Source organism: Tardiphaga sp. 839_C3_N1_4 (assembly GCF_051811045.1).
GTDB lineage: Bacteria > Pseudomonadota > Alphaproteobacteria > Rhizobiales > Xanthobacteraceae > Tardiphaga.
This window is the reverse complement of sequence record NZ_JBPWQD010000001.1, coordinates 5,994,067-6,015,064: the sequence shown is the minus strand read 5'-3', so window position 1 is coordinate 6,015,064 and position 20,998 is coordinate 5,994,067. Positions and strand designations below refer to the sequence as shown.

At 62.8% G+C, this 20,998-nt stretch carries 19 protein-coding genes; 8 read left to right on the top strand and 11 right to left on the bottom strand.

Annotated elements, in window-relative coordinates:
• Positions 1-125: 125 nt before the first annotated feature.
• From AB8A38_RS28745 to AB8A38_RS28730, 4 genes are all read right to left on the bottom strand, one after another.
• Positions 126-1,649, bottom strand: coding sequence for a UxaA family hydrolase (locus AB8A38_RS28745; protein ID WP_439088281.1), 1,524 nt, complete (start codon positions 1,647-1,649; stop codon positions 126-128).
• 870 nt (positions 1,650-2,519) lie between these two features.
• Positions 2,520-3,518, bottom strand: coding sequence for a Bug family tripartite tricarboxylate transporter substrate binding protein (locus AB8A38_RS28740; protein WP_439088279.1), 999 nt, complete (start codon positions 3,516-3,518; stop codon positions 2,520-2,522).
• A 175-nt stretch (positions 3,519-3,693) separates the two neighbouring features.
• Positions 3,694-4,644 carry a polysaccharide deacetylase family protein gene (locus AB8A38_RS28735; protein WP_439088277.1) on the bottom strand — a complete coding sequence of 317 codons (951 nt, stop codon included), beginning with the start codon at positions 4,642-4,644 and terminating at the stop codon, positions 3,694-3,696.
• Positions 4,623-5,783, bottom strand: coding sequence for an FAD-dependent oxidoreductase (locus AB8A38_RS28730; protein WP_439088276.1), 1,161 nt, complete (start codon positions 5,781-5,783; stop codon positions 4,623-4,625). The genes AB8A38_RS28735 and AB8A38_RS28730 overlap by 22 nt, the downstream gene beginning before the upstream one ends.
• A 298-nt stretch (positions 5,784-6,081) precedes the next feature.
• Between AB8A38_RS28730 and AB8A38_RS28725 the strand changes: the two genes are divergently transcribed.
• The 4 genes from AB8A38_RS28725 (at position 6,082) to AB8A38_RS28710 (ending at position 9,220) form a co-directional block, all read left to right on the top strand.
• Positions 6,082-7,050: an ABC transporter substrate-binding protein gene (locus AB8A38_RS28725; RefSeq protein WP_439088275.1), complete on the top strand. Its 969-nt coding sequence runs from the start codon at positions 6,082-6,084 to the stop codon at positions 7,048-7,050.
• Positions 7,050-7,871, top strand: a complete 822-nt coding sequence (locus AB8A38_RS28720) for an ABC transporter ATP-binding protein (RefSeq protein WP_439088273.1) — start codon at positions 7,050-7,052, stop codon at positions 7,869-7,871. Before AB8A38_RS28725 ends, AB8A38_RS28720 begins: the two co-directional genes overlap by 1 nt.
• A 1-nt stretch (position 7,872) precedes the next feature.
• Positions 7,873-8,622, top strand: coding sequence for an ABC transporter permease (locus AB8A38_RS28715; protein ID WP_439088272.1), 750 nt, complete (start codon positions 7,873-7,875; stop codon positions 8,620-8,622).
• 67 nt (positions 8,623-8,689) lie between these two features.
• On the top strand, positions 8,690-9,220 hold the full coding sequence (locus tag AB8A38_RS28710) for a MarR family winged helix-turn-helix transcriptional regulator (protein WP_315842985.1): 531 nt from the start codon (positions 8,690-8,692) through the stop codon (positions 9,218-9,220).
• A 182-nt stretch (positions 9,221-9,402) separates the two neighbouring features.
• On the opposite strand, the gene AB8A38_RS28705 is transcribed toward AB8A38_RS28710, so the two are convergent.
• The 7 genes from AB8A38_RS28705 to hpaR form a co-directional block, all read right to left on the bottom strand.
• Positions 9,403-10,179 carry an HpcH/HpaI aldolase family protein gene (locus AB8A38_RS28705; protein ID WP_092146581.1) on the bottom strand — a complete coding sequence of 259 codons (777 nt, stop codon included), beginning with the start codon at positions 10,177-10,179 and terminating at the stop codon, positions 9,403-9,405.
• A 140-nt stretch (positions 10,180-10,319) separates the two neighbouring features.
• Positions 10,320-11,405 carry a malate/lactate/ureidoglycolate dehydrogenase gene (locus tag AB8A38_RS28700; RefSeq protein ID WP_439088270.1) on the bottom strand — a complete coding sequence of 362 codons (1,086 nt, stop codon included), beginning with the start codon at positions 11,403-11,405 and terminating at the stop codon, positions 10,320-10,322.
• A 51-nt stretch (positions 11,406-11,456) separates the two neighbouring features.
• On the bottom strand, positions 11,457-12,200 hold the full coding sequence (locus tag AB8A38_RS28695) for an ABC transporter ATP-binding protein (protein WP_315842987.1): 744 nt from the start codon (positions 12,198-12,200) through the stop codon (positions 11,457-11,459).
• Positions 12,200-13,978, bottom strand: coding sequence for a branched-chain amino acid ABC transporter ATP-binding protein/permease (locus AB8A38_RS28690; protein ID WP_439088269.1), 1,779 nt, complete (start codon positions 13,976-13,978; stop codon positions 12,200-12,202). Before AB8A38_RS28690 ends, AB8A38_RS28695 begins: the two co-directional genes overlap by 1 nt.
• Positions 13,975-14,850 carry a branched-chain amino acid ABC transporter permease gene (locus AB8A38_RS28685; protein WP_315842989.1) on the bottom strand — a complete coding sequence of 292 codons (876 nt, stop codon included), beginning with the start codon at positions 14,848-14,850 and terminating at the stop codon, positions 13,975-13,977. The genes AB8A38_RS28690 and AB8A38_RS28685 overlap by 4 nt, the downstream gene beginning before the upstream one ends.
• Before the next feature lie 204 nt (positions 14,851-15,054).
• On the bottom strand, positions 15,055-16,203 hold the full coding sequence (locus tag AB8A38_RS28680) for an ABC transporter substrate-binding protein (RefSeq protein ID WP_439088267.1): 1,149 nt from the start codon (positions 16,201-16,203) through the stop codon (positions 15,055-15,057).
• A 160-nt stretch (positions 16,204-16,363) separates the two neighbouring features.
• Entirely contained in the window at positions 16,364-16,873 is a 510-nt protein-coding gene (gene hpaR / locus AB8A38_RS28675; RefSeq protein WP_439088265.1) for a homoprotocatechuate degradation operon regulator HpaR, read from the bottom strand.
• Between the two features lie 137 nt (positions 16,874-17,010).
• Here hpaR and hpaH point away from each other — a divergent pair, with 137 nt between their 5' ends.
• The 4 genes from hpaH to hpaD all read left to right on the top strand — a co-directional run bounded on the left by hpaH (position 17,011) and on the right by hpaD (position 20,923).
• Positions 17,011-17,817, top strand: coding sequence for a 2-oxo-hept-4-ene-1,7-dioate hydratase (gene hpaH / locus AB8A38_RS28670; protein WP_439088264.1), 807 nt, complete (start codon positions 17,011-17,013; stop codon positions 17,815-17,817).
• 16 nt (positions 17,818-17,833) lie between these two features.
• On the top strand, positions 17,834-18,232 hold the full coding sequence (locus AB8A38_RS28665; RefSeq protein WP_439088263.1) for a 5-carboxymethyl-2-hydroxymuconate Delta-isomerase: 399 nt from the start codon (positions 17,834-17,836) through the stop codon (positions 18,230-18,232).
• Positions 18,225-19,766, top strand: coding sequence for a 5-carboxymethyl-2-hydroxymuconate semialdehyde dehydrogenase (gene hpaE / locus AB8A38_RS28660; RefSeq protein ID WP_439088262.1), 1,542 nt, complete (start codon positions 18,225-18,227; stop codon positions 19,764-19,766). Before AB8A38_RS28665 ends, hpaE begins: the two co-directional genes overlap by 8 nt.
• 173 nt (positions 19,767-19,939) lie before the next feature.
• On the top strand, positions 19,940-20,923 hold the full coding sequence (hpaD, locus tag AB8A38_RS28655; protein ID WP_439088260.1) for a 3,4-dihydroxyphenylacetate 2,3-dioxygenase: 984 nt from the start codon (positions 19,940-19,942) through the stop codon (positions 20,921-20,923).
• Positions 20,924-20,998: the final 75 nt, after the last annotated feature.

Below are 20,998 nucleotides of genomic sequence, written 5' to 3'. Positions count from 1 at the left end.
ATTGCGAGGAGCCCTTGCGACGAAGCAATCCAGTCTTCTTCTTGAGGATGAAAAGACTGAATTGCCGCGTCGCTTCGCTCCTCGCAATGACGGTGGAGGGGTCTGAGCAGCCTCGCTTGCTTCCCTCACATCGTCGCGCCCAAGACCCACGGCGCGAATTCCGCGCCGCCGAAATCGAAGCTCTCGCTCTTGGTCGGCGCGCCGGACGCGGTCTTGAGCATCAGCTCGAAGATGCGCTGGCCGCATTCCTGCACCGTCTCTTCGCCATCGAGGATGGTTCCGCAATTGATGTCCATGTCCTCTTCCATCCGCTTGAACATCGGCGTGTTGGTGGCGAGCTTGATGGACGGTGCCGGCTTGCAGCCGAACACGCTGCCGCGGCCGGTGGTGAAGCAGACGAGATTGGCGCCGCCGGCGACCTGCCCGGTCGCGGCAACGGGGTCGTAGCCGGGCGTGTCCATGAACACAAAACCCTTCTTGGTGATCGTCTCGGCATAGTTCAGCACGTCGACGAGATTGGTCGAGCCGGCCTTGGCCATGGCGCCGAGCGACTTTTCGAGAATGGTGGTGAGGCCACCGGCCTTGTTGCCGGGGCTCGGATTGGCATTCATCTCGGCGCCCTCGCGTTCGCAATAGGCGTCCCACCAGCGCATCAGTCCGACCAGCTTCTCGCCGACCTCGCGCGACACCGCGCGGCGCGTCAACAGATGTTCGGCGCCATAGGTCTCCGGCGTTTCCGACAGCACCACGGTGCCCCCATGGCGCACCAGCAGATCGCTCGCCGCGCCGAGCGCCGGATTGGCCGAGATACCGGAATAGCCATCGGAGCCGCCGCATTGCAGGGCCACCGTCAACTCGCTGGCCGAGACTTCCTCGCGCGTGACGTTGTTGGCATCGGCCAGGACTTCATTGACGAAGGCAACGCCGGCCTCGGTGGTCTTGCGGGTGCCGCCGATCTCCTGGATCTGCATTTCGCGCAGGCGTCCGGCGAGCTTCTGCTCCTGCATCAAGCCGCCGATCTGGTTGATCTCGCAGCCGAGGCCGAGCACGACCACATGCGAGAAATTCACATGCCGCGCGTAACCGCCAAGCGTCCGGCGCAGCAGCGTCAGCGGTTCGTCCTGCGTCATGCCGCAGCCGGTCTTGTGGGTGAGCGCAACGACGCCATCGACATTGGGATAGTCGGCGAGCGGATTGTGCCCGGTGAAGGGATTCTTCTTGAACACATCGGCGACCATGCTGGCGACATGCGCGCTGCAATTCACCGAGGTGAGGATGCCGATATAGTTGCGCGTGGCGACGCGGCCATCGCTGCGCCTGAAACCCATGAACCTCGCGGGCAGATCGAAATTCGGCGTCGGCTTGACGTCGACGCCATAGGCGTAATCGCGATCGAAATCGCCCATGCCCATGTTCTGCGTATGGACATGCTGGCCCGGCGCGATCGGCTGGGTGGCAAAGCCGATGATCTGGCCGTAGCGGCGGATCTCCTCGCCGGTGGCGATGGGCCGGATCGCGACCTTATGGCCCGCGGGGATGCGCTCCGACGTCACGACGCCTGTCGTCACCGGGGTACCGGGCAGCAGCGTGGTACGCGCGATCAATACGGCGTCGTTGTCATGTAGACGAATGACGGGAGATGGAGCCATTGGAATTTCCTCGCGCGCGTTTTGTGGTCTGGCAGACCTCTTGTTTGGAATGACTCTAGCTGAAAGACGCAGGCGACGTCAGCCCTGCTTTGGCCCTTGGTGACGCCCATCAGACATGCGTCATCACCCCCATTGTTTGCGGCGCGGGGGCGCCGTCGTCTTTTGCATTCCCACCCTCCCTTAAGAGGGCGTGCGGAACGCCGGGTGCCCGTTGCACCCTTGGGCCTGATGCGATGCGGTCTTCCGCAAGTGAGAATGCATCAGGACTTTCGGAGGCGCCGGGCAAGTGCCCGACGTTCCGCCTGCGGTGTTTTTTCGACTTGCTTGCACATCTGCCTTGGCGAACGGCCCCATCACCAAAATTAGTGTCCCAGGGCGGAGGGACAGGGTAGCCTCAAGCACTTAGGCCGGACGCGTTTCGACTTGGTCGTCCGTCACACGGTCCAGGGGTCTTTCCATCCCAGGGTCGGCCGTCTCCTTGCCAGTGGCAGTGCTGGCGCAGATCCGTCCTGCCCGAAGACAGACGTCATCCATGAACCGCGTAACGCCGCATCTCCGGCGTCCACCGCATCCCACCCCGCGAACGTGACGATCGCGATCGCCCCTCTCGGTGGGGCAGGACGAAAGGGAATATAAACCTTTATGGGGATGTTGTCAACGGGATAGGAAAAAATGTTTGGCGCAGTCTTGCCGCCCCAGCTCGTCGTTCCGGGGTGCGGGCGCGCCTTCGCGCACGCGAACCCGGAATCCCAACATGTTCAGCAAAACACTTCGAGATTCCGGGTTCGCACTACGCGGCCACGCCGCTTCGTGCGCCCCGGAATGACAGTGTGTGGCGGGCCGGACTGCCCAGAATGCCTTGAGACCCAGCTACTGCGGCTGCGGTCCCAGGCTCGCGGCGAGTTCGGCCCAGACCGGCGCCTCTTCCTTGTAGAGCGCCTGGCTCGCCTCCAGCGTCATCGGGCCCTCATCGATACCCTGGCTCTTGAGCAGTTCACGCACGCGATCGCTCTTGCCGGCGCCAACGAACAGCGCGGACAGTTTTGCGACGACCTCCGGCGGCGTCTTCGCGGGAGCCACACAACCCTGAAAGGTCAAAAGGCTATGCGCGCGCGACGTTGCGCCCTGTTCGAGGAATGTGCCGACGTCGGGAAGATCCTTGATCCGGCGGCGTGACACCGCGACGGCGCGCGCTTTCCCGGTTTGCAGCACCGGCAATGCCGCCGCATAGCTGCCGATGCCCGCATCAATCGACCCGCCGGCGAGATCCTGCCACATGGGCGCCTCGCCGCGATAATGCACGGCTTCCATCTTCAGCCCATACTGCTTGTTGAGCTCGACAATGACCATATGCGCGAAGGAGCCGGACGCATATGTGCCGACATTCACCTTCTCGGCCTTGCGCGCATAGTCGATGAAGTCCTTGAGCGTCTTCGCGCCGACCTTTTCGCTTACCATCAGCGGCAGGCTTCCGCCCGGCATCACCGCGACCCAGGCGAAGTCCTGCGGGACACTGTACTTGATGTCCTTGATGAGAACAGGATTGAGCATATAGGCGGTGGTGTTGCAGATCATCAGCGTGTGGCCGTCGGGATCGGAGCGTTTCAGCTCCATCGCTGCAACGGCGCCGCCGGCACCGGCCTTGTTCTCGACCACCACGGTCTGCCCGAGTTCACGCGACAGGTACTCGCCATAGACGCGCGAGAATTGATCGGTCTGGCCGCCGGCCGCGGAGCCCGCAAGAATCTTGATCGGCTTGGTTGGCCAGGTGTTGGCGCGGACGAGTGACGGCGCACTCAACAGTGCAACAGCGCCTGCGCCCGCGGTGACGAATTGGCGTCGATTGAGCAGACGCAAGTTGTTTCGCACGATCGTCCTCCCGATTTGATCTTATCTCTGCGGATAAGTGCATCGAGTATGACCGGCTTCGCCTGCGAAGGCAAAGCAGCAGTGACACGCACAGGCGCTCGGCGAACACATGCGGCAACACCGCCTCTGGCGTGCATGCCATCAGCCGGAATATTGCCCGGCCGTCAGCGGCTCGTCACGCCTTCGGTGGAAAATGCGTTCGCCAATGCTGCGCGACATCGATGCCGCGGCAGAACCATACGCCATCATGCGCGCTCATATGTTCGAGCATCTTGATGAGCCCGCCAACACGGCCAGGACGGCCGATCAAACGGTCATGCAAACCGATGGACAGCAGTTTCGGCGCGCCGGCGACGCCTTCCGCGTAGAGAACATCGAACGCGTCGCGCATGTATGTGAAGAATTGCTCGCCGGTCGCGAAGCCTGAATTCTCGTTGAAGCGATTGTCGTTGGATTCATAGGAGTAAGGCACGACGAGAAACGGACCATGCTCGGTCTTCACCCAATAGGGCAACTCATCCGCGAGCGAGTCGCGATCGTAGAGAAAACCGCCCTCCTCCGCGAGCAGCCGCCGCGTGTTGGGACCGGGGCGGCCGGTCATCCAGCCGAGCGGGCGGCTACCGGTCACCTCGGAAAGTATCTCGATCGCCTTGCGGATATGCGCACGCTCGGTCGCTTCATCCACATGGCAATAGTCGATCCAGCGATAGCCGTGGCTGACCATCTCGTGGCCGCGCGCAACGCAGGCTTTCGCCAGTTCGGGATTCTGCTCCATCGCCCGCGCGACGCCGAGAATACTGACAGGCACCCTGAAACGATCGAGCACATCGAGAATGCGCCAGGCGCCGCGACGGCTGCCATATTCGAACACGGACTCCACCAGCGGAACGCGGACGCCCTCTTTCGTCGGCACGCCGATGTCATTCAGCATGCCTTCGGAGACTGCATCGCCGTTCACCAGCGTGGACTCGCCGCCACCTTCGATATTCAGGCTGATGCTGACCGCGATCTTCGCGCCGTTGGGCCAGCGTGGATCGGGTGACGTGGCGCCGTAACCGACGAGATCGCGCGCCTGCATCGGTTCAGGACGGATGTCGCCGGGCTTCATCGCTGCAAGTTCGGACATAGGGCCTCCGGAATGGCTCGGTCGAGCGGCACGGTGCAGGCATCATAACCGAAGAACCAGTCGGTCTCGGTCGGGCCATGCATCCACGAATTGGCGATGGAAATCTGCTGGATGTCGGCGACACGCGGGATGCGGATCATCGTGTAATGCGCGAAGGCCGTAGCGGGATTACCGAATTCGGCGATGCAGCGGCTGAGGATCGCGGCGTCCTCGATGGCGGCCGAGCCGCCAGCCGCCATGAACGGACGCACGGCATGGCAGGCATCGCCCATCAGCACCACGCGGCCCTTGTGCCAGGTGTCGTTGCGCGGCCGGTCGTGGATCGGCCACACGGTGACATCTTCCGCCGCTTTCGCCGCGCGCCTGAGATCGGGATGCGCATCGTCGAAGGCGGCAATGAATTCGTCGCGGTCGCCCTTCACCGGCGAACCGTCGCCGTCCCAGCGCGCCATCGGCAGCGCCGCCATGACATAGACCTCCTGCCGGTCGGGCGTCATGTAGTAAGCCAGCGTATGCCGGTCGGGCGCCCACCACTTGGTACAGTCGTTGATAGGATCACCCTTGATGCGGCTGGCCGGAAACACCGCGCGCGGTGCAGAACGCCCGATGAAGCGCGGCTCTTCCGCGCCAAGGATGAGTTCGCGGGTGATGGAGCGAATGCCGTCAGCGCCGATGGCGATATCGGCTTCCGCGCTTGTGCCGTTCTCGAAGCGCAAAGCGAGCGCATCGCCGCGCTCCTCGATGCCGGTTAGCTTGTGGCCGAAACGGATGGTGCCGGGCGCGAGCGGTCGCTGCAGCAACTGATGCAGATCGGCGCGGTGGATGTTGACAAAGGGGCCGCCGAAACGCGCTTCGCATTCCGCGTCGAAATCGAGCCTGTAAAGCTGTTCGCCCGTATCCCATGCACGGCTCAGAAACGCATCGGGGCGAATGCCGGTGGCGGCAAAGGCCTCTTCGAGATCGAGCCGGCGCAGCACCTTCGAAACATTAGCGCCAAGGATGATGCCGGCGCCAATGCGCGAAAAACTCGGCGACTGCTCATAGACCGCGACCTGGAAGCCGGCGCGCTGCAGCAGCCCCGCCACCGTCAATCCGGCGAGACCCGCGCCGAGAACGGCGATCCGTGTTCCGCGATCCATCTCTCACCTCGTTCCAGCGGCGCCACAGCGTCCGGGCAGCAGATTGTTCGATAGCTAACGATTTCGCATAGAACGGGCTGATTGCGGCTGTCAAGCGAGGGCATAAGCCGCCTCAGAAACGAGCCATATGCGTGGATTTTGCGCGTATTTTTGATGATCGCGATGAGTTTTTGGGCAGCGCAGCCGTTGATCTTCCTCAAAGCCGCCCTTAGCATTTATTCGATTGCGAACGAATTTGGGTGCGCGGCTTGCGCACCGAAAGCCGGACTCCTCCTCACCCACCACTGAAGGTCAGACCATGAAATTCCGCGCTCGCCTCACCGCCGCCCTGCTCGCGACCCTGGCTACGGCCGGCGTCTCCAGCGCGCAGGCTGCCGAGATCAATTTCATCACCGATTTCGGCTTCAACGGCCGCCACGCTTATTTCTACGTCGCCCGCGAGAAGGGTTACTACAAGGCCGAGGGCTTCGACGTGACCTTCGTGCGTGGCCAGGGCTCGGCCGACGCCATCAAAAAGGTTGCTGCCGGCGTCGCCACCTTCGGCTTCGCCGATGCCGGTTCGCTGGTGCTGGCGCGCGGCAATGACGGCGTGCCGGTGAAGCTGGTCTCGGTGGTCTATGCCAAGCCGCCGCAAGCGATCTTCGCCATCAAGGGCAGCGGCATCAATTCGCCGAAGGATCTCGAAGGCAAGACCGTCGCCGACACCGCATCAAGCTCGGTGCGCCTGCTGTTCCCGGCTTTCGCCAAGGCCGCCGGCATCGACGCCAGCAAGGTGAAGTGGGTGGTCGCCGAAGGCTCGGCGCTGCCGTCACTGCTCGCCAATGGCCGCGCGGATGCGATCTGCCAGTTCTCGGTCGGCGAGCCGCTGATTGCAGCAGCCGTGGCGCCGAAGGAAGTCACCCGCATCAACTACGCCGACTCCAATCTCGATTATTACGGCAACGGCCTGATCGCCTCCGAGGAGATGATCGCGAAGAGCCCGGATCAGGTGAAGGCCTTCGTCCGCGCCACCATCAAGGGCATGAAGGACGCCTTCGCCAATCCGGCGGAGGCCGCCACCATCATGGCGAAATATCAGAAGGAACTGCAGCCGGCGGTGATCGAAGGCGAGACCAGGCTGGTGAAGGAACTCGCCGAGGTGAAGGGATCGCTCGGCCATATCGACCCGAAGAGCATCGCCAGCACCGTCGATGTGATGTCGGCCAACTTCACGCTGAAGAATCCCGTGAAGCCGGAAGACCTGTTCGCGCCGGGCTTCATCGACTGATGACGGCGATCCCCGCATACAATGATGCGCCGTCGCGGACTGCCGCGGCGGTGGTTTCTGCGATCGATCTCAAGGGCGTCACCAAGACCTATCCCGGGAAAGGCGGCAAGGCGACCCATGCACTCGGCCCGGTCGATCTGCGCATCGATCCCGGCAGTTTCGTCTCGGTGGTCGGCCCATCAGGCTGCGGCAAGTCCACGCTGCTGCGCCTCGTTGCCGGGCTGGAAATGCCGGACAGTGGCACCATGCAGCGCTATGGCACGCCGCTCGACGGCCCATCGCATGAAGTCGGCATCGTGTTTCAGGAGCACGTGCTGTTTCCATGGACGAGCGTGCTCGACAACGTATTGCTTCCCGCCGACGTGCTGGCGCTGCCGAAAGCCGCCGCGCGCGAGCGGGCGCTGAAGCTGCTCGAACTCACCGGCCTGAAGGATTTTGCCCATCAGCGCCCGCAGGCACTGTCCGGCGGCATGAAGCAGCGCGCCGCCTTCTGCCGCGCCATGATCTCCGATCCGCGCCTGCTGCTCCTCGACGAACCCTTTGGCGCGCTCGACGCGCTCACCCGCGAGGAATTGTCGCTCGAACTCTCGCGCCTCTGGCAGGAGCTGGGTCGCGCCGCGCTGCTCATCACCCATGACATCGAGGAAGCGATCCTGCTCGGTGACCGCGTGCTGATCATGTCGGAACGACCCGGCACTATCCGTGCCGACATCACCATCGATCTGCCGCGTCCGCGCGATGCCGACACCGTGAAGCTGCCGCGTTTCCAGGAGATCAAGAACCAGATCCGGGACATCATCTTCAACCGGACGGGAGACTGACATGATCTCGCGCTTCATCGACCGCGCCGCCACGCCGCTGATCTATCTGGCGCTCTTGATCGGTTGGGAGTTGATCACTGACGTCCTGAAGATTCCGACCTGGATCCTGCCGGCGCCACTGGAAATCTATCATTCAGCCGTAAAGTGGGCGCCGGAGCTTGCCTCCAATACGCTAGTAACGCTGCGTGAAACGGTGCTCGGCTTCGTGCTGGCGATCGCGCTGTCGCTGCCCCTGGCGATCCTGATCAGCCTCAATCCACTGGCACGCCGGATCATCTATCCGATCCTGCTCGGCCTGCAGTCGGTGCCGAAGGTCGCCGTGGCGCCGCTGATCATCCTGTGGTTCGGCCTCTCGGAATGGCCGAAGATCCTGGTCGTGGTGCTGGTCTGCTTCTTCCCGATTCTCGTCAACATGGTCGCCGGCTTCGAGGCTGCGCCAAAGACCATGCTCGACCTGATGCGCTCGCTCGGCGCCTCGCCGCATATGGTGTTCCGCCGGCTGCGCGTTCCCGTGGCGCTGCCGCACTTCTTCACCGGCTGCAAGGTGGCGGTGACCTTCGCCGTGATCGGCGCCGTGATCAGCGAATTCGTCGCCGCGCAGGACGGGCTCGGCTATCTGATCCTGACCTCCACCGCGCAGTCACAGACGCCGCTCGCTTTCGCCGCCATCGCGCTGCTCACCGTGTTGAGTATTGCGCTGTTTCACGGCATCGAGTTTATCGAACGACGTGTGATCGACTGGACGCCCTGACACCATGACTGACGAGACATCTGGATCGAAACCACCCTCGCGTCGCCCGACGCGCGCGCGCGCGGCGATGCGCGAACAGGTCGATGCCATTTTCTCGCAGTGGCAGACGGAGCGGCCGGATATCGACCCCAGCCCGGTGCACATCTACGGCCTGATCGGCCGGATTCAGATGCAATGTACGGCCCTCATCGACGAGGCGCTCGCGCCCTTCGAACTGACGCGCGGCACCTATGACGTGCTGACGGCGCTGCGCCGCGCCGGCGCGCCCTACAGCCTGTCACCGAAGCAGATCGCCCAATCGCTGCTGCTGTCAGGCGCGGGCCTGACCAGCCGGCTCAACAAGCTGGAAGCGCAGAACTACCTGGCGCGGCTGCCGGAGCCGAACGATCGCCGCACGCTGCGTGTCCAGCTCACGTCGGCGGGCGAGACAGTCATCAACGAAGCGATCCCGCGGGTGTTCGACGTGCAGCGCGAGTTGTTGGCACCGCTCGGACTCGAAGGACAACAGTTGCTGATGCACGAACTCACGCGCTTCGCCGACGTGATCGACGGCCGGCAGAGCGAGGCGAAAACGGACGCCGGGTCGGTTGGGGAGTGATCTTCCGCCTTTAACACAGTCATTCCGGGGACGGACCGACGCCGTAGGCGGCGGGACGGAGCCCGGAATCTTATTGTGTTCATCACCTCTCACGTCACGTGCGGAGAGAGGTGGCTCTCATTGCGAGGTTCCGGGCTCGCGCGCCTGCGGCGCGCGCCCCGGAACGACGAGAGTGTGATGGCTTACGCCTTGCCGCCCGAGCCCTTGCGGGTGTCGTTGACCCAGCTCTTTGCGCCCGTGGCGAGAATGCCGCTGTCGTTGAGCAGTGTCACCAGCTTGAAGCCCATGCCGATGTTCTTGGCGGCGCCGGCGGGACCCGAGCAGTGGATGCCCGGATTGAGGCCGCGCTTGTCGCATTCCTTGATCAGCTTGTCATAGATCTTGAGGATCTCCGGCTCTTCGCGGTCGAGCTTCGGCACCAGACCATAGGAGAAGCCGAGGTCGGAAGGACCGACATAGACGCCGTCGATGCCTTCGACGTCGAGGATGGCTTCCATGTTGTCGACCGCGGTCTTGGTTTCCAGCATCGGCAGGCAGATGATGTCGGCATTGGCCGTCTTCTGGTAGTCGCCGGCGCCGCCATACATACCCGAGCGGATCGGGCCGTTGCTGCGGGTGCCACGCGGCGGATACTTGCAATACTGGACGAAGTTCTCGGCTTCTTCCTTGGTGTTGACCATCGGACAGATCACGCCATAGGCGCCGCCATCGAGCACCTTGCCGATGATGCCGGGCTCGTTCCATGGCACGCGGACCATTGGCGTCACCGGATGGGCACCCATCGCCTGGAAGCACTCCACCATCGACATGTAGTCCTGCACGCCGTGCTGGATATCCACGGTGACGCTGTCGAAGCCGCACTGCGCCATCACTTCGGCAGAGAAGCCCGACGGAATCGCGAGCCAGCCGTTGACGGCGACCTTGCCCGCCTTCCAGATTTCCTTGACTTTGTTTGCCATCGATATTTCCTCCGCTCTTCATGAGACGTCATGGCCGGGCTTGTCCCGGCCATCCACGCCTTTTCAGTGATTGATAGTAAAGACGTGGATGCCCGGGACAAGCCCGGGCATGACGACGGTGCGTGGAGCGAGACGCATGACTACGACGTCGCCTTCTTCACGGCGTCTTCGCTGACGCCGACGTCGCGCGCGGTCTGCACGATGGCAGCCCAGGTCTCATCCGGCAATGGCACGCCATTGGCGGTGCGCTCGGCGCGAGTCTTCGCTTCGTTGTCGCCGGGGATCAGAACGGCATCGACGCCGGCAGCCGGCTTGGCGCTCTTGAAGAAGTCGACATAACGCGCGACTTCGCCGTCGAAGAAGTTGGCGGGGTCGATGACCTTCGGATCGATATAGATCGAGAACATGCCATTGGCGAAAGGCCGATCATACTTGGTGGCACCGTTGCCGGTGAGCGCACCGCCGAGCAATTCGCAGATCAATGCGAGGCCCGAGCCCTTGTGATCGCCGAAGGCACGGATCGCGCCGGTGCCCTTGGAGTGATCGCGCGGACCTTGCATCTCATGCGGGCCGTAAAGCAGCGCCGGGTCTTCGCTCAGCGACCCATCGGGCGCAATCAGCGCGCCCTTCGGCAGTTTCTTGCCGCCGCGCGAGGCGACCAGCACCTTGCCTTCGGCAACAACCGAGGTCGCGAAATCAAGCACCACCGGCATCTGTCCGGGACGCGGAATGCCGACGCAATAGGGCGCGGTGGACAAACGGCGCTCGACGCCGCCATAGGGCGCGACCAGCACGGAGCCGGCGGCCGTGACAAAATGGATCGAGACCAGGCCTTCGGCGGCGGCCATTTCCGCCCAGTCGCCGATGCGGCCGATATGACCGGAATTCTTGGTGGCGATGGCGGAGAGACCGGCCGCCTTGCACTTCTCGATGCCGAGCTTCACCGCCAGCGGTCCGACCGTCTGGCCATAGCCGAAACGGCCATCGACGACGGCGAGCGACGGCGTATCGACGGGGATTTCGATGGTCTGGTTCGGGGTGATCATCCCGTTATTGCGCCAGCGGATATAGACGGGCACGCGGATGACGCCGTGGCTGTCATGGCCGGTCAGGTTCGCGGTGGTGAGATAGGTCGCGATGCGCCGGGCTTCTTCCGGAGAAGAGTCGGCATGGGCGAACACGTCGGCGACGAAATCGATGAGCTTGTTGACTTGAACTGTAACCATGGCGGGACATTCGTCCTTGTTGATGGGCAGCGAGGCCGTCAGTGCAAGCCCTCAATGGGCCGCAAGACCTGCTGCAGGTTTACCATGACCGCCGAGATAGGCGGCCGCGATGGCCTCGTTGGCCCAGAGATCCTCCGGCTTGCCGCCAAGCACGATACGGCCGGTTTCCAGCACGTAGCCCTGATCGGCGACCGATAGTCCCATGCGCGCATTTTGCTCCACAAGCAAGACCGTGGTGCTCAGGCGGATTTCCGTGATGATGCGGAACACCGCTTGCACGATGACCGGCGCGAGGCCGAGCGACGGCTCGTCCAGGAGTAGCAACCGCGGCTTGGCCATCAGGCCGCGCGCGACCGCGACCATCTGCAACTGGCCGCCCGACAACGTCCAGCCGAGCGCACCAGAGAATTTCCGTATATCGGGAAACAGGTCGAACATCGCGTCGGCTTCGCGCGACAACTCAGCCTTGTTCGCTTTGCGGTTGGAGCCCCCGAGCATGATGTTCTCTTTCACCGTCAGGCCGGGAAATACCCGCCTGCCCTCCGGCACGTGGCTGATGCCCATCCGCACGATGGCTTCCGGGCCAAGGCCTGCGATCGACTTGCCGTCGAACAGGATATCGCCCGAAGCCGGCTTGGCGAGACCCGAGATCGCGCGCAGCGTGGTCGACTTGCCGGCACCGTTGGCACCGAGCAGCGTGACCACCTGCCCTTCCTCGACATTGAACGACACACCGCGGAGCGCGACGATTTCGCCGTAGCGGACATTGAGATCGTTGATTTCAAGCAGCGGCATCAGTCTGTTCCGAGATAGGCCGAGACGACATCGGGATGGCGCAGCACCGCCATCGACTCGCCATCGGCAATACGCCGTCCGAAATTCAGCACGGTGATGTGCTGCGCTGCTTCCGACACCAGCGTCATGTCGTGATCGATGATCAGGATGGTCAGGCCCTGTGCCGCGATGCGCTTGAGCAGTTCGTGCAGTTCGAGCTTCTCGGTCGAATTGAGACCGGCAGCGGGCTCATCGAGCAGCAGCAGCGTCGGATTCGCCGCCAAGGCGCGCGCGATCTCGATCAGCCGCTGATGGCCGTAGGAGAAGCTGGAGATCAGCTCCATGGCGCGCGGGCCGAGGCCGACGAAAGTGAGTGCCGCAAGCGCCCGCTCGGTCAGCGCGGCTTCATCGCCCTTGCCGGTGAGCGTATTGCCCGGCCGCTCGGCGCCGATGATGACGTTTTCCAGCGCAGTCATCGAGCGGAACAGGCGGATGTTCTGGAAGGTGCGGCCGAGTCCCGCTGCCGCACGCAGATGCGGCGGCATCGTGGTGACGTCGGTGCCGTCCAGCACCACCTTGCCCGCGGTCGCGTTGTAGAGACCCGATAGCACGTTCAGCGTCGTGGTCTTTCCGGAGCCGTTCGGGCCGATCAGCGCGTGCACGCCGCCGCGGCGCACTGATATGTCGACCTGATCGACGGCTTTCAAACCGCCGAAATGTTTCGACAGGCCGGTGACTTCGAGCACCATCTCGCCGCCGGTCGCCGCCGGCTTGAGCTGCAGCGGCGCGCTTGTGACTGCCACCTTCTTGCTGCTGCGCATGCGATCATAGGCCGCAGTGACGAAACCCCAGATGCCGTCGGGCATGAAGCGGATGATCAGGATCACCGACAGGCCGTAGATGGCGAGATACAGGCCCGGCACGCTCTTGAGGAAACGCAGCCATTCCGGAATGAGGATCAGCAGGCCCGTGCCGATGGCCGAACCGATCGGCGACGCGACGCCGCCGAGCAGCGACATCGTCAGGAACACGATGGATTCGGCAAAGGAGAACTGGTCCGGACTGATATAGGCGAAGCCGCCCGCGAACAGTCCACCGCCCAGACCGCCGAGTACGGCAGATATGGCGAAGGCATAGACCTTGGTGCGGAACACATCGATGCCGTTGACGCCGGCTGCGAGCTCGTTGTCGCGTACCGCGCGCATGGCGCGGCCGAGCCGCGTGTCCGGCAGATGCCAGACGATGTAGCCGACCAAAGCGAGCATCGCGACGCAGAAGGCGAGATAGGACTGTGACGACAGGAACAACGACGGGCGGCCGATCTTGGACACGCCGTCCGGTCCCTTGGTGAGCCAGATCGCATTGATCATCACCAGCGTGACGATCTGCTGGAACGAGATCGTCACCATGGCCAGATAATGCCCGCCGAGCCGCAGCGTCGACAGGCCGAGAACGGCGCCGGCGACGAGTGCCATCACGCAGCCCGCCACCAGACACAGCCAGTAGCTGAGCTGATAGTCCGTGGTGCCGATACCGACCGCATAGGCGCCGAAGCCGAAAAACGCCGCCTGCGCCAGATTGATCTGCCCGCACAGGCCGAGCACCACCGACAGGCCGAACACGGCGATGGCGAAGGTGGTGGCCTGCATCAGGATATTGAGTATGTAGCCGTCGAACTGCATCGACGACGCCAGAAAGACCAAAATGGCGGCGCCGATGAAATACGGCGCGTGACGCAGCAGAAGCGGTTTCGGACGCGTGATGACCACCGCCGGGATGTTGTCGCTGGAGGTGCTCATGCTTTCTCCGCGACACGTTCGCCGAAGATGCCCTGCGGACGAAACACCAGGAACAGCACCAGCACGAGGAAAGCGAAGCCGTCTTTATAGGGCACGGACACATAGGCCGCGCCAAATGTCTCGATGATGCCGAGCGCGAGACCGCCGATGATGGCGCCAGTGACATCGCCGAAGCCGCCGATGATGGTGGCCGCAAACGCCTTCAGCGCAATGGTGGAGCCCATCTGGATCGACACGAACAGGATCGGCGCGACCAGCAGACCGGCGAGACCGCCGAGCACGGCCGAATAGATGAAGGTGACCATGATCATCGTCGAGACGGAAATGCCGAGCAGCGAGGCCATTTCCTTGTCCTGCGAGGTCGCCTGCAGCTTCTTGCCAATCATGGTGTGTTCGAAGAACCAGTAATTGAAGATCACCAGCGCGATGGTGACGCCGATGATCAGGAGATACTGGCTGTCGAGATAGACCGGCCCGAGCTGGATGCCGGGCGTATCGAACCAGCCCGGCAGCACCTGCGGCTGCGGGCCGTACAGCGCCAGCACGCCATTGGCCATCAGGATCGAGGCGCCGATGGTGGCGATGATCACAGGCAGATAGGTGCGGTGGCGCAGCGGATAATAGACGCCGAGATTGAAGATGACGCCGATGACCGCCATGCCGGCGAGCGCGATGATGAAGGACAGCCAGTAAGGCAGTTCCAGATCGACGGCGCACACCACCATGAGATAGGCGGCGACCATCGAGAACTCGCCTTGCGCGAAATTGACGACATTTGTCGCTCGGAAGATCAGCACGAAGCCCAGCGCCACCAGCGCATAGACGGCTCCGATGCCGATTCCCGTAAACAGTAGCTGCAGTACCAGATCCATCAGGCGTGCTCGGTGGGAGGTGAATGCTTATGGAGACAAACTCGTCGTTCCGGGATGCGCCGTCAGGCGCAGACCCGGAACCTTGACATGGTGTGCGTGGCAACAGGCGCTGAACAGTCTGGGATTCCGGGTTCACGCGCGAAGGGCGCGTGCCCCGGAATGACAGCGTGAGGCACCCATGCGCCCCGGAACGACAGTGCTTGGCTAGTTATCGAATTCGATGTGCTTGTCGAAGACGATGTTGCCCTTCTCGTTCTTCACGATGTTGTAGCCGTGCAGGCCGTCGCCATTCTTGTCGAAATTATACTCGCCTTCGGCGCCCGGATATTTCTTGACGGCAAGGATGGCCTCACGAATCTTCTGCGGATCGGTGGAGCCGGCATTCTTGATACCAAGCGACAGGACGTTGATGGCGTCATAAGTCCATGAGCTCTGGTTATCCGGCGCAACCTTGAAGGCATCGCGGTAAACCTTGCCGAAGGCCTTCGACGCCTCGGACGAATCTTCCGCATAGTCGGCGACACCGTAGGTGCCGTAGAGCGCGGGACCGGCGAGCTTCAATGCGGTGACGTTGACGATCGAGGGCGAACCGACCCACGGAATGTTGACGCCGAGCTGGCGGAGCTGACGGGCAAAAATGCCGAGATCGTTTTCGAAGGTGAAATAGGAGCCAAGGATATCGGCGCCGGACTGCTTGATCGCGAGCACAACCGGGGTGAAATCCTGGCTCTGGTTGGCATAGCCCTGATCGAGCGCGACGGTTGCACCCAACGGCCCGAGCGCTTCGGTCAGTGCCTTGCCGCCTGCCGTGCCGAACGCATCGGTCGAATGCAGCACGGCCCACTTCTTCTTGTCGAGATTCTTGACGCCATATTCGGCGATGACGCGGCCGGAATAGCTGTCATTCGGACGGAAGCGGAACAGCCAGGGATTGCCGAGCTTGGTGAGGTTCGGATCGGTGCCGCCGAACATCACGGGCTTGCCGAGCTTGAGCACGTCGGGCGCCATCGCATGCACCTGAGTCGAGCGGATCGAGCCAAGGAAACCGACGATGTCGGGATTGGCAGCAAGCTTGGAGAAAGCCAGCACGATGCCGGGATTGGTGGTCTGGTCGTCCTCGATGATCAGTTCGATCTGCTTTCCGAGGATGCCGCCAGCCTTGTTGACGGCCTCGACTGCGAGCTTGGCGCCGCCGGTCGCATATTTGCCCGCTTCTGCGGCGGGGCCCGTAATCGGCGCGCACATGCCGATCTTGATCGTTCCGCCGCCCTGGGCGCGCGCGCTGCCCATAATGTAGGGGGCAGCAAAGCCGGCCGCGATACCAGCCGTGAATCCACGTCTCGTGAGCGTCATCATTCTCTCCCTAAGAGGCCGGACTTGAGCGCCAGCCTTCTTTTGATGGGCGGGAGTTGAGCGAAAAATTCCTGTCCTGTCTACAGCCCAGCGAAATTCGTACGACGAATTAACGCTCGCGTTGCGTGCGACGGCCTTGCCGCAAAAATATGCAGATCAGTTATTCACCGGCGTCATCATCCTCCACGCCGTCGGCTGCAGGCATGGCCAGCAGCGCGGCCTCCAGCTCATGCAACAAGGCCTGCAGGTCGGACAATTTGCGCGCACCGAAGCGCTTCGTCATCTCGGCATAGATCGCCTCCGATGTGGGCGCGACAGCCTCGATCAATTTCAATCCCTTTGACGTGATCGAGACAATGCTGCGGCGCAAATCGGCCTTCAGCAAGCGCCGCTCGATCAGCTTGCGCCCTTCGAGATCGCGCAGGATGCGCGACAGGCTCGGCCCGAGCAGGAAGGCGACGCGCGCGAGTTCCGTTACCTCGATCTCGCCCGACGCCGCGAGCGCGCGCAGGATGCGCCATTGCTGTTCGGTGAGATCATGCGCCCGCAGCGACGGGCGAAAATGTCGCATCACCGATTCCCGCGTGCGCAGCAGCGACATCGGCAGCGACTGCGAGAAGTCGCGCATCGGGATTTTAGCGGCGGTCCGTGGCTTTGATGCTGTCGTCATGATCGCCTCTATAGGATGATTCTGGCGCACCGCAGTGTGCAACGCACAATCGAATTGTCGCGTCCAGGGTTTGATCGCAACAACTTAACATGTTAATCACTTTTCCGCGCGACTTTTCTGCGCGGGATGACGACCCGATGGCACTTACCTCTTCAGACATATCAAGCGCAGCAGAGCGCCTGCATCACGCCGAGAAGACCCGGACGCAGATCCGGCAATTGTCGCTGGATCATCCCGGCATCACCATCGACGATTCCTACGCGATCCAGAAAGCCTGGATTGCAATCAAGACCGGCGAAGGCCGCATCGTGCGCGGCCACAAGATCGGCCTTACTTCCAAGGCGATGCAGAGCGCGCTGAATATCGACGAGCCGGATTCCGGCGTGCTGCTCGACGACATGTTCTTCGCCGATGGCGGCATCGTTCCCACCGATCGTTTCATCGCAACCCGCGTCGAAGCCGAACTCGCTTTCGTCATGAAGACACGTCTGTCCCGGCCAGCCTGCACGATGTTCGACGTGCTGAACGCCACCGACTTCGTGGTGCCGGCGCTCGAAATTCTCGACACCCGCGTCGAGCGCGTCGATGCGGCAACCAAAGCCACGCGAAAGATCTTCGACACTATCGCAGACAATGCGGCGAATGCCGGCATCGTGCTCGGCGGCCGCCCGATGCGGCCGCTGGAGACTGACCTGCGCTGGGTCGGCGCTATGTGCCATCGCAATGGCCAGTTAGAAGAAACGGGCCTCGCCGCCGGCGTGCTCAATCATCCCGCCACCAGCGTCGCCTGGCTTGCCAACAAGATCGCGCCGCATGGGCTTGCGCTGGAACCCGGTCAGGTCGTTCTCGCCGGCTCGTTCATTCGCCCCATCGAGACCCGCAAAGGCGACACGATCCAGGCGGATTATGGCCCGTGGGGCACCGTGAGCTGCTACTTCGGCTGAACAGGGATCACGCACCATGCCGCATTTCACCATCGAATATTCGGCCAATCTCGACGGCGCCGTGGATATCAGCGCGCTGTGCGAAGTGGTGCGCAACGCCGCGGTGCAGACCGGCATCTTCCCGCTCGGCGGCATTCGCGTCCGCGCGATCCGCTGCGAGCATTACACCATCGCCGACGGCCGCGCCGGCCTCAGCTTTCTCGATATCCTGCTGCGGATTGGCGAAGGCCGCACCCTCGAGGCCCGGCAGCAGGCCGGCGAACAGATTTTCCAGACGGTTTCGCACCATCTCGACAATGTTTTCGCCGGCGGCCGATTTGCGCTGTCCTTCGACATGCAGATCAACGACAGCGCGACGAGTTGGAAGCGCAATCCCATTCACGACCTGCTGAAAGCCGAGGCCAACAATGGCTAAGACACCTGCCGATCCCACTGCCGTCTTCGCGGCCAATCAGGAACGCGCCGCGCCGCTGCTGAAGAAGCTCACGGCCGACGGCATCGGCAATATTATCGATGGCCGGATCGTGCCGTCATCTTCGGGAGAGGTGTTCGAGACGACATCGCCGATCGATGGCACCGTGCTGGCGCAGGTCGCGCGAGGTACGAAAGAAGATATCGACAAGGCGGCCAAGGCCGCACAGCGCGCCTTCAAGGACTGGCGCGACATGGCGCCGACCACGCGCAAGAAGCTGCTGCATCGCGTTGCCGATGCCATCGAGGACAATGCCGACGATATCGCGGTGCTGGAATGTATCGACACCGGCCAGGCGCATCGCTTCATGGCCAAGGCCGCGATCCGCGGCGCCGAGAATTTCCGCTTCTATGCCGACAAATGCCTGGAGGCGCGCGACGGCCTGAACATGCCGGCCGATGAGCACTGGAATGTCTCGACCCGCGTACCGATCGGCCCGGTTGGCGTCATCACGCCGTGGAACACGCCGTTCATGCTGTCCACCTGGAAGATCGCGCCAGCGCTGGCCGCCGGCTGCACGGTCGTGCACAAGCCGGCCGAATGGTCGCCGGTCACGGCTGATCTTCTCGCGAAGCTCGCCAAGCAGGCCGGCCTGCCCGACGGCGTGCTCAACACCGTGCATGGCTTCGGTGAGGAATCCGGCAAGGCACTGACCGAGCATCCCGCCATCAAGGCCATCGCCTTTGTCGGCGAAAGCGCCACCGGCTCCGCCATCATGGCGCAGGGTGCGCCGACCTTGAAGCGCGTGCATTTCGAACTCGGCGGCAAGAATCCGGTGATCGTGTTCGACGATGCGGACCTCGACCGCGCGCTCGATGCCGTCGTCTTCATGATCTATTCGCTGAACGGCGAGCGTTGTACATCGTCGAGCCGGCTACTGGTGCAGGCGAGCATTGCCGATACATTCATCGAGAAGCTCACGGCCCGCGTGCAGGCACTGAAGGTTGGGCATCCGCTCGATCCCAGAACCGAAGTCGGCCCGCTGATCCATGAGCGGCATCATGCCAAGGTGTGCAGCTATTTCGACATCGCGCGGCAGGACGGCGCGACCATCGCCGTCGGCGGCAAGCCTTATGACGGTCCCGGCGGCGGTCATTACGTGCAGCCGACGCTGGTGACGGGCGCACACAAGGACATGCGCGTGGCACAGGAGGAAGTGTTCGGCCCGTTCCTCACGGTGATCCCGTTCGGCAACGAAGCCGAAGCCATCGAGATCGCCAATGCCGTGCAATACGGCCTCACCGGCTATGTCTGGACCAATGACGTGGGCCGCGCGCTGCGCGTGGCCGACGCGCTGGAAGCCGGCATGATCTGGCTCAATTCGGAAAATGTCCGCCACCTGCCGACGCCCTTCGGCGGCATGAAAGCCTCCGGCATCGGCCGCGACGGCGGCGACTATTCGTTCGAGTTCTATATGGAGACGAAACATGTCTCGCTCGCGCGCGGGACGCATAAGATACAACGATTGGGAGTTTAGCGCACCCGACCATCAGCCGTCATTGCGAGGAGCGAAGCGACGCGGCAATCCAGAGCCACAGACAAAGAAAGACTGGATTGCTTCGTCGCAAGGGCTCCTCGCAATGACGGCAGAAACAACGGCGGCTTGGCCGCCGAGATAAAAGACAACAGGAAACGCCCAGGACCAGTCCCATGCCCGTGCCGACCCACGTGTTCGATCCGCCCTTCAACATCCTGCGCTCCAGCCACGTCGTGCTGGACGTCACTGATCTCAAGGCCAGCCGCGCATTCTATGAGAATGCTGTCGGCCTGCATGTCGAGGACGCCGACAGCGACACCGTGTATCTGCGCGCCGTCGAGGAGCACCAGCATCACTCGCTGGTGCTGCGCAAGGCGGCCACGGCCGCCTGTCATCGGCTCGGCTTCCGCGTCGCCAGCGAGAACGATCTCGACAAGGCTGCTGCCTGGTTCGCGACCAACGGCATCACCTATTCCTTCGTCGAGCGCCCGTTCCAGGGCCGCACGATGCATGTCACCGATCCGTTCGGCTTCCAGATCGAACTCTACGCGACGATGGAGAAGCGTCCGCATCTGCTGCGCCGCTTCGATCTCTACAAGGGCTGCCACCCCCAGCGGCTCGATCATTTCAACGTCTTCGCCGCCGAAGTGCAGGACACCGTCGACTTCTATGCGCGGCTCGGCTTCCGGCTGACCGAATACGGCGAGGAGGACGGCGACAACGGCCGCATCGCGGCTGCCTGGATGCATCGCAAGGGCAATGTCCACGACTTCGCCATCACCAATGGAAGGGGACCGCGGCTGCATCACTTCGCCTATTGGGTGCCGACCGCGATGAACATCCTGCATCTCTGCGACGTGATGGCGTCATCCGGCTATCTGAAGAACCTGGAGCGTGGCCCCGGCCGCCACGGCATCTCCAATGCGTTCTTCCTCTATGTGCGCGACCCCGACGGCCATCGTCTCGAGCTCTACACCTCAGACTACCAGACCATGGACACCGACCACGAACCGCTGCGCTGGTCACTGAAAGATCCGCGCCGGCAGACCCTGTGGGGCGCGCCTGCGCCGCGCTCGTGGTTTGAACAAGGCTCGCTGTTCAATGGGCAGGCCGTGCGTGAGCCTGTGTTTGTGGCTGATGTGACGATTGCGGATTGAAAATGATCAGTCATTGCGAGGAGCCCTTGCGACGAAGCAATCCAGTCTTCTCTTGTTGCTTGCTGGATTGCTTCG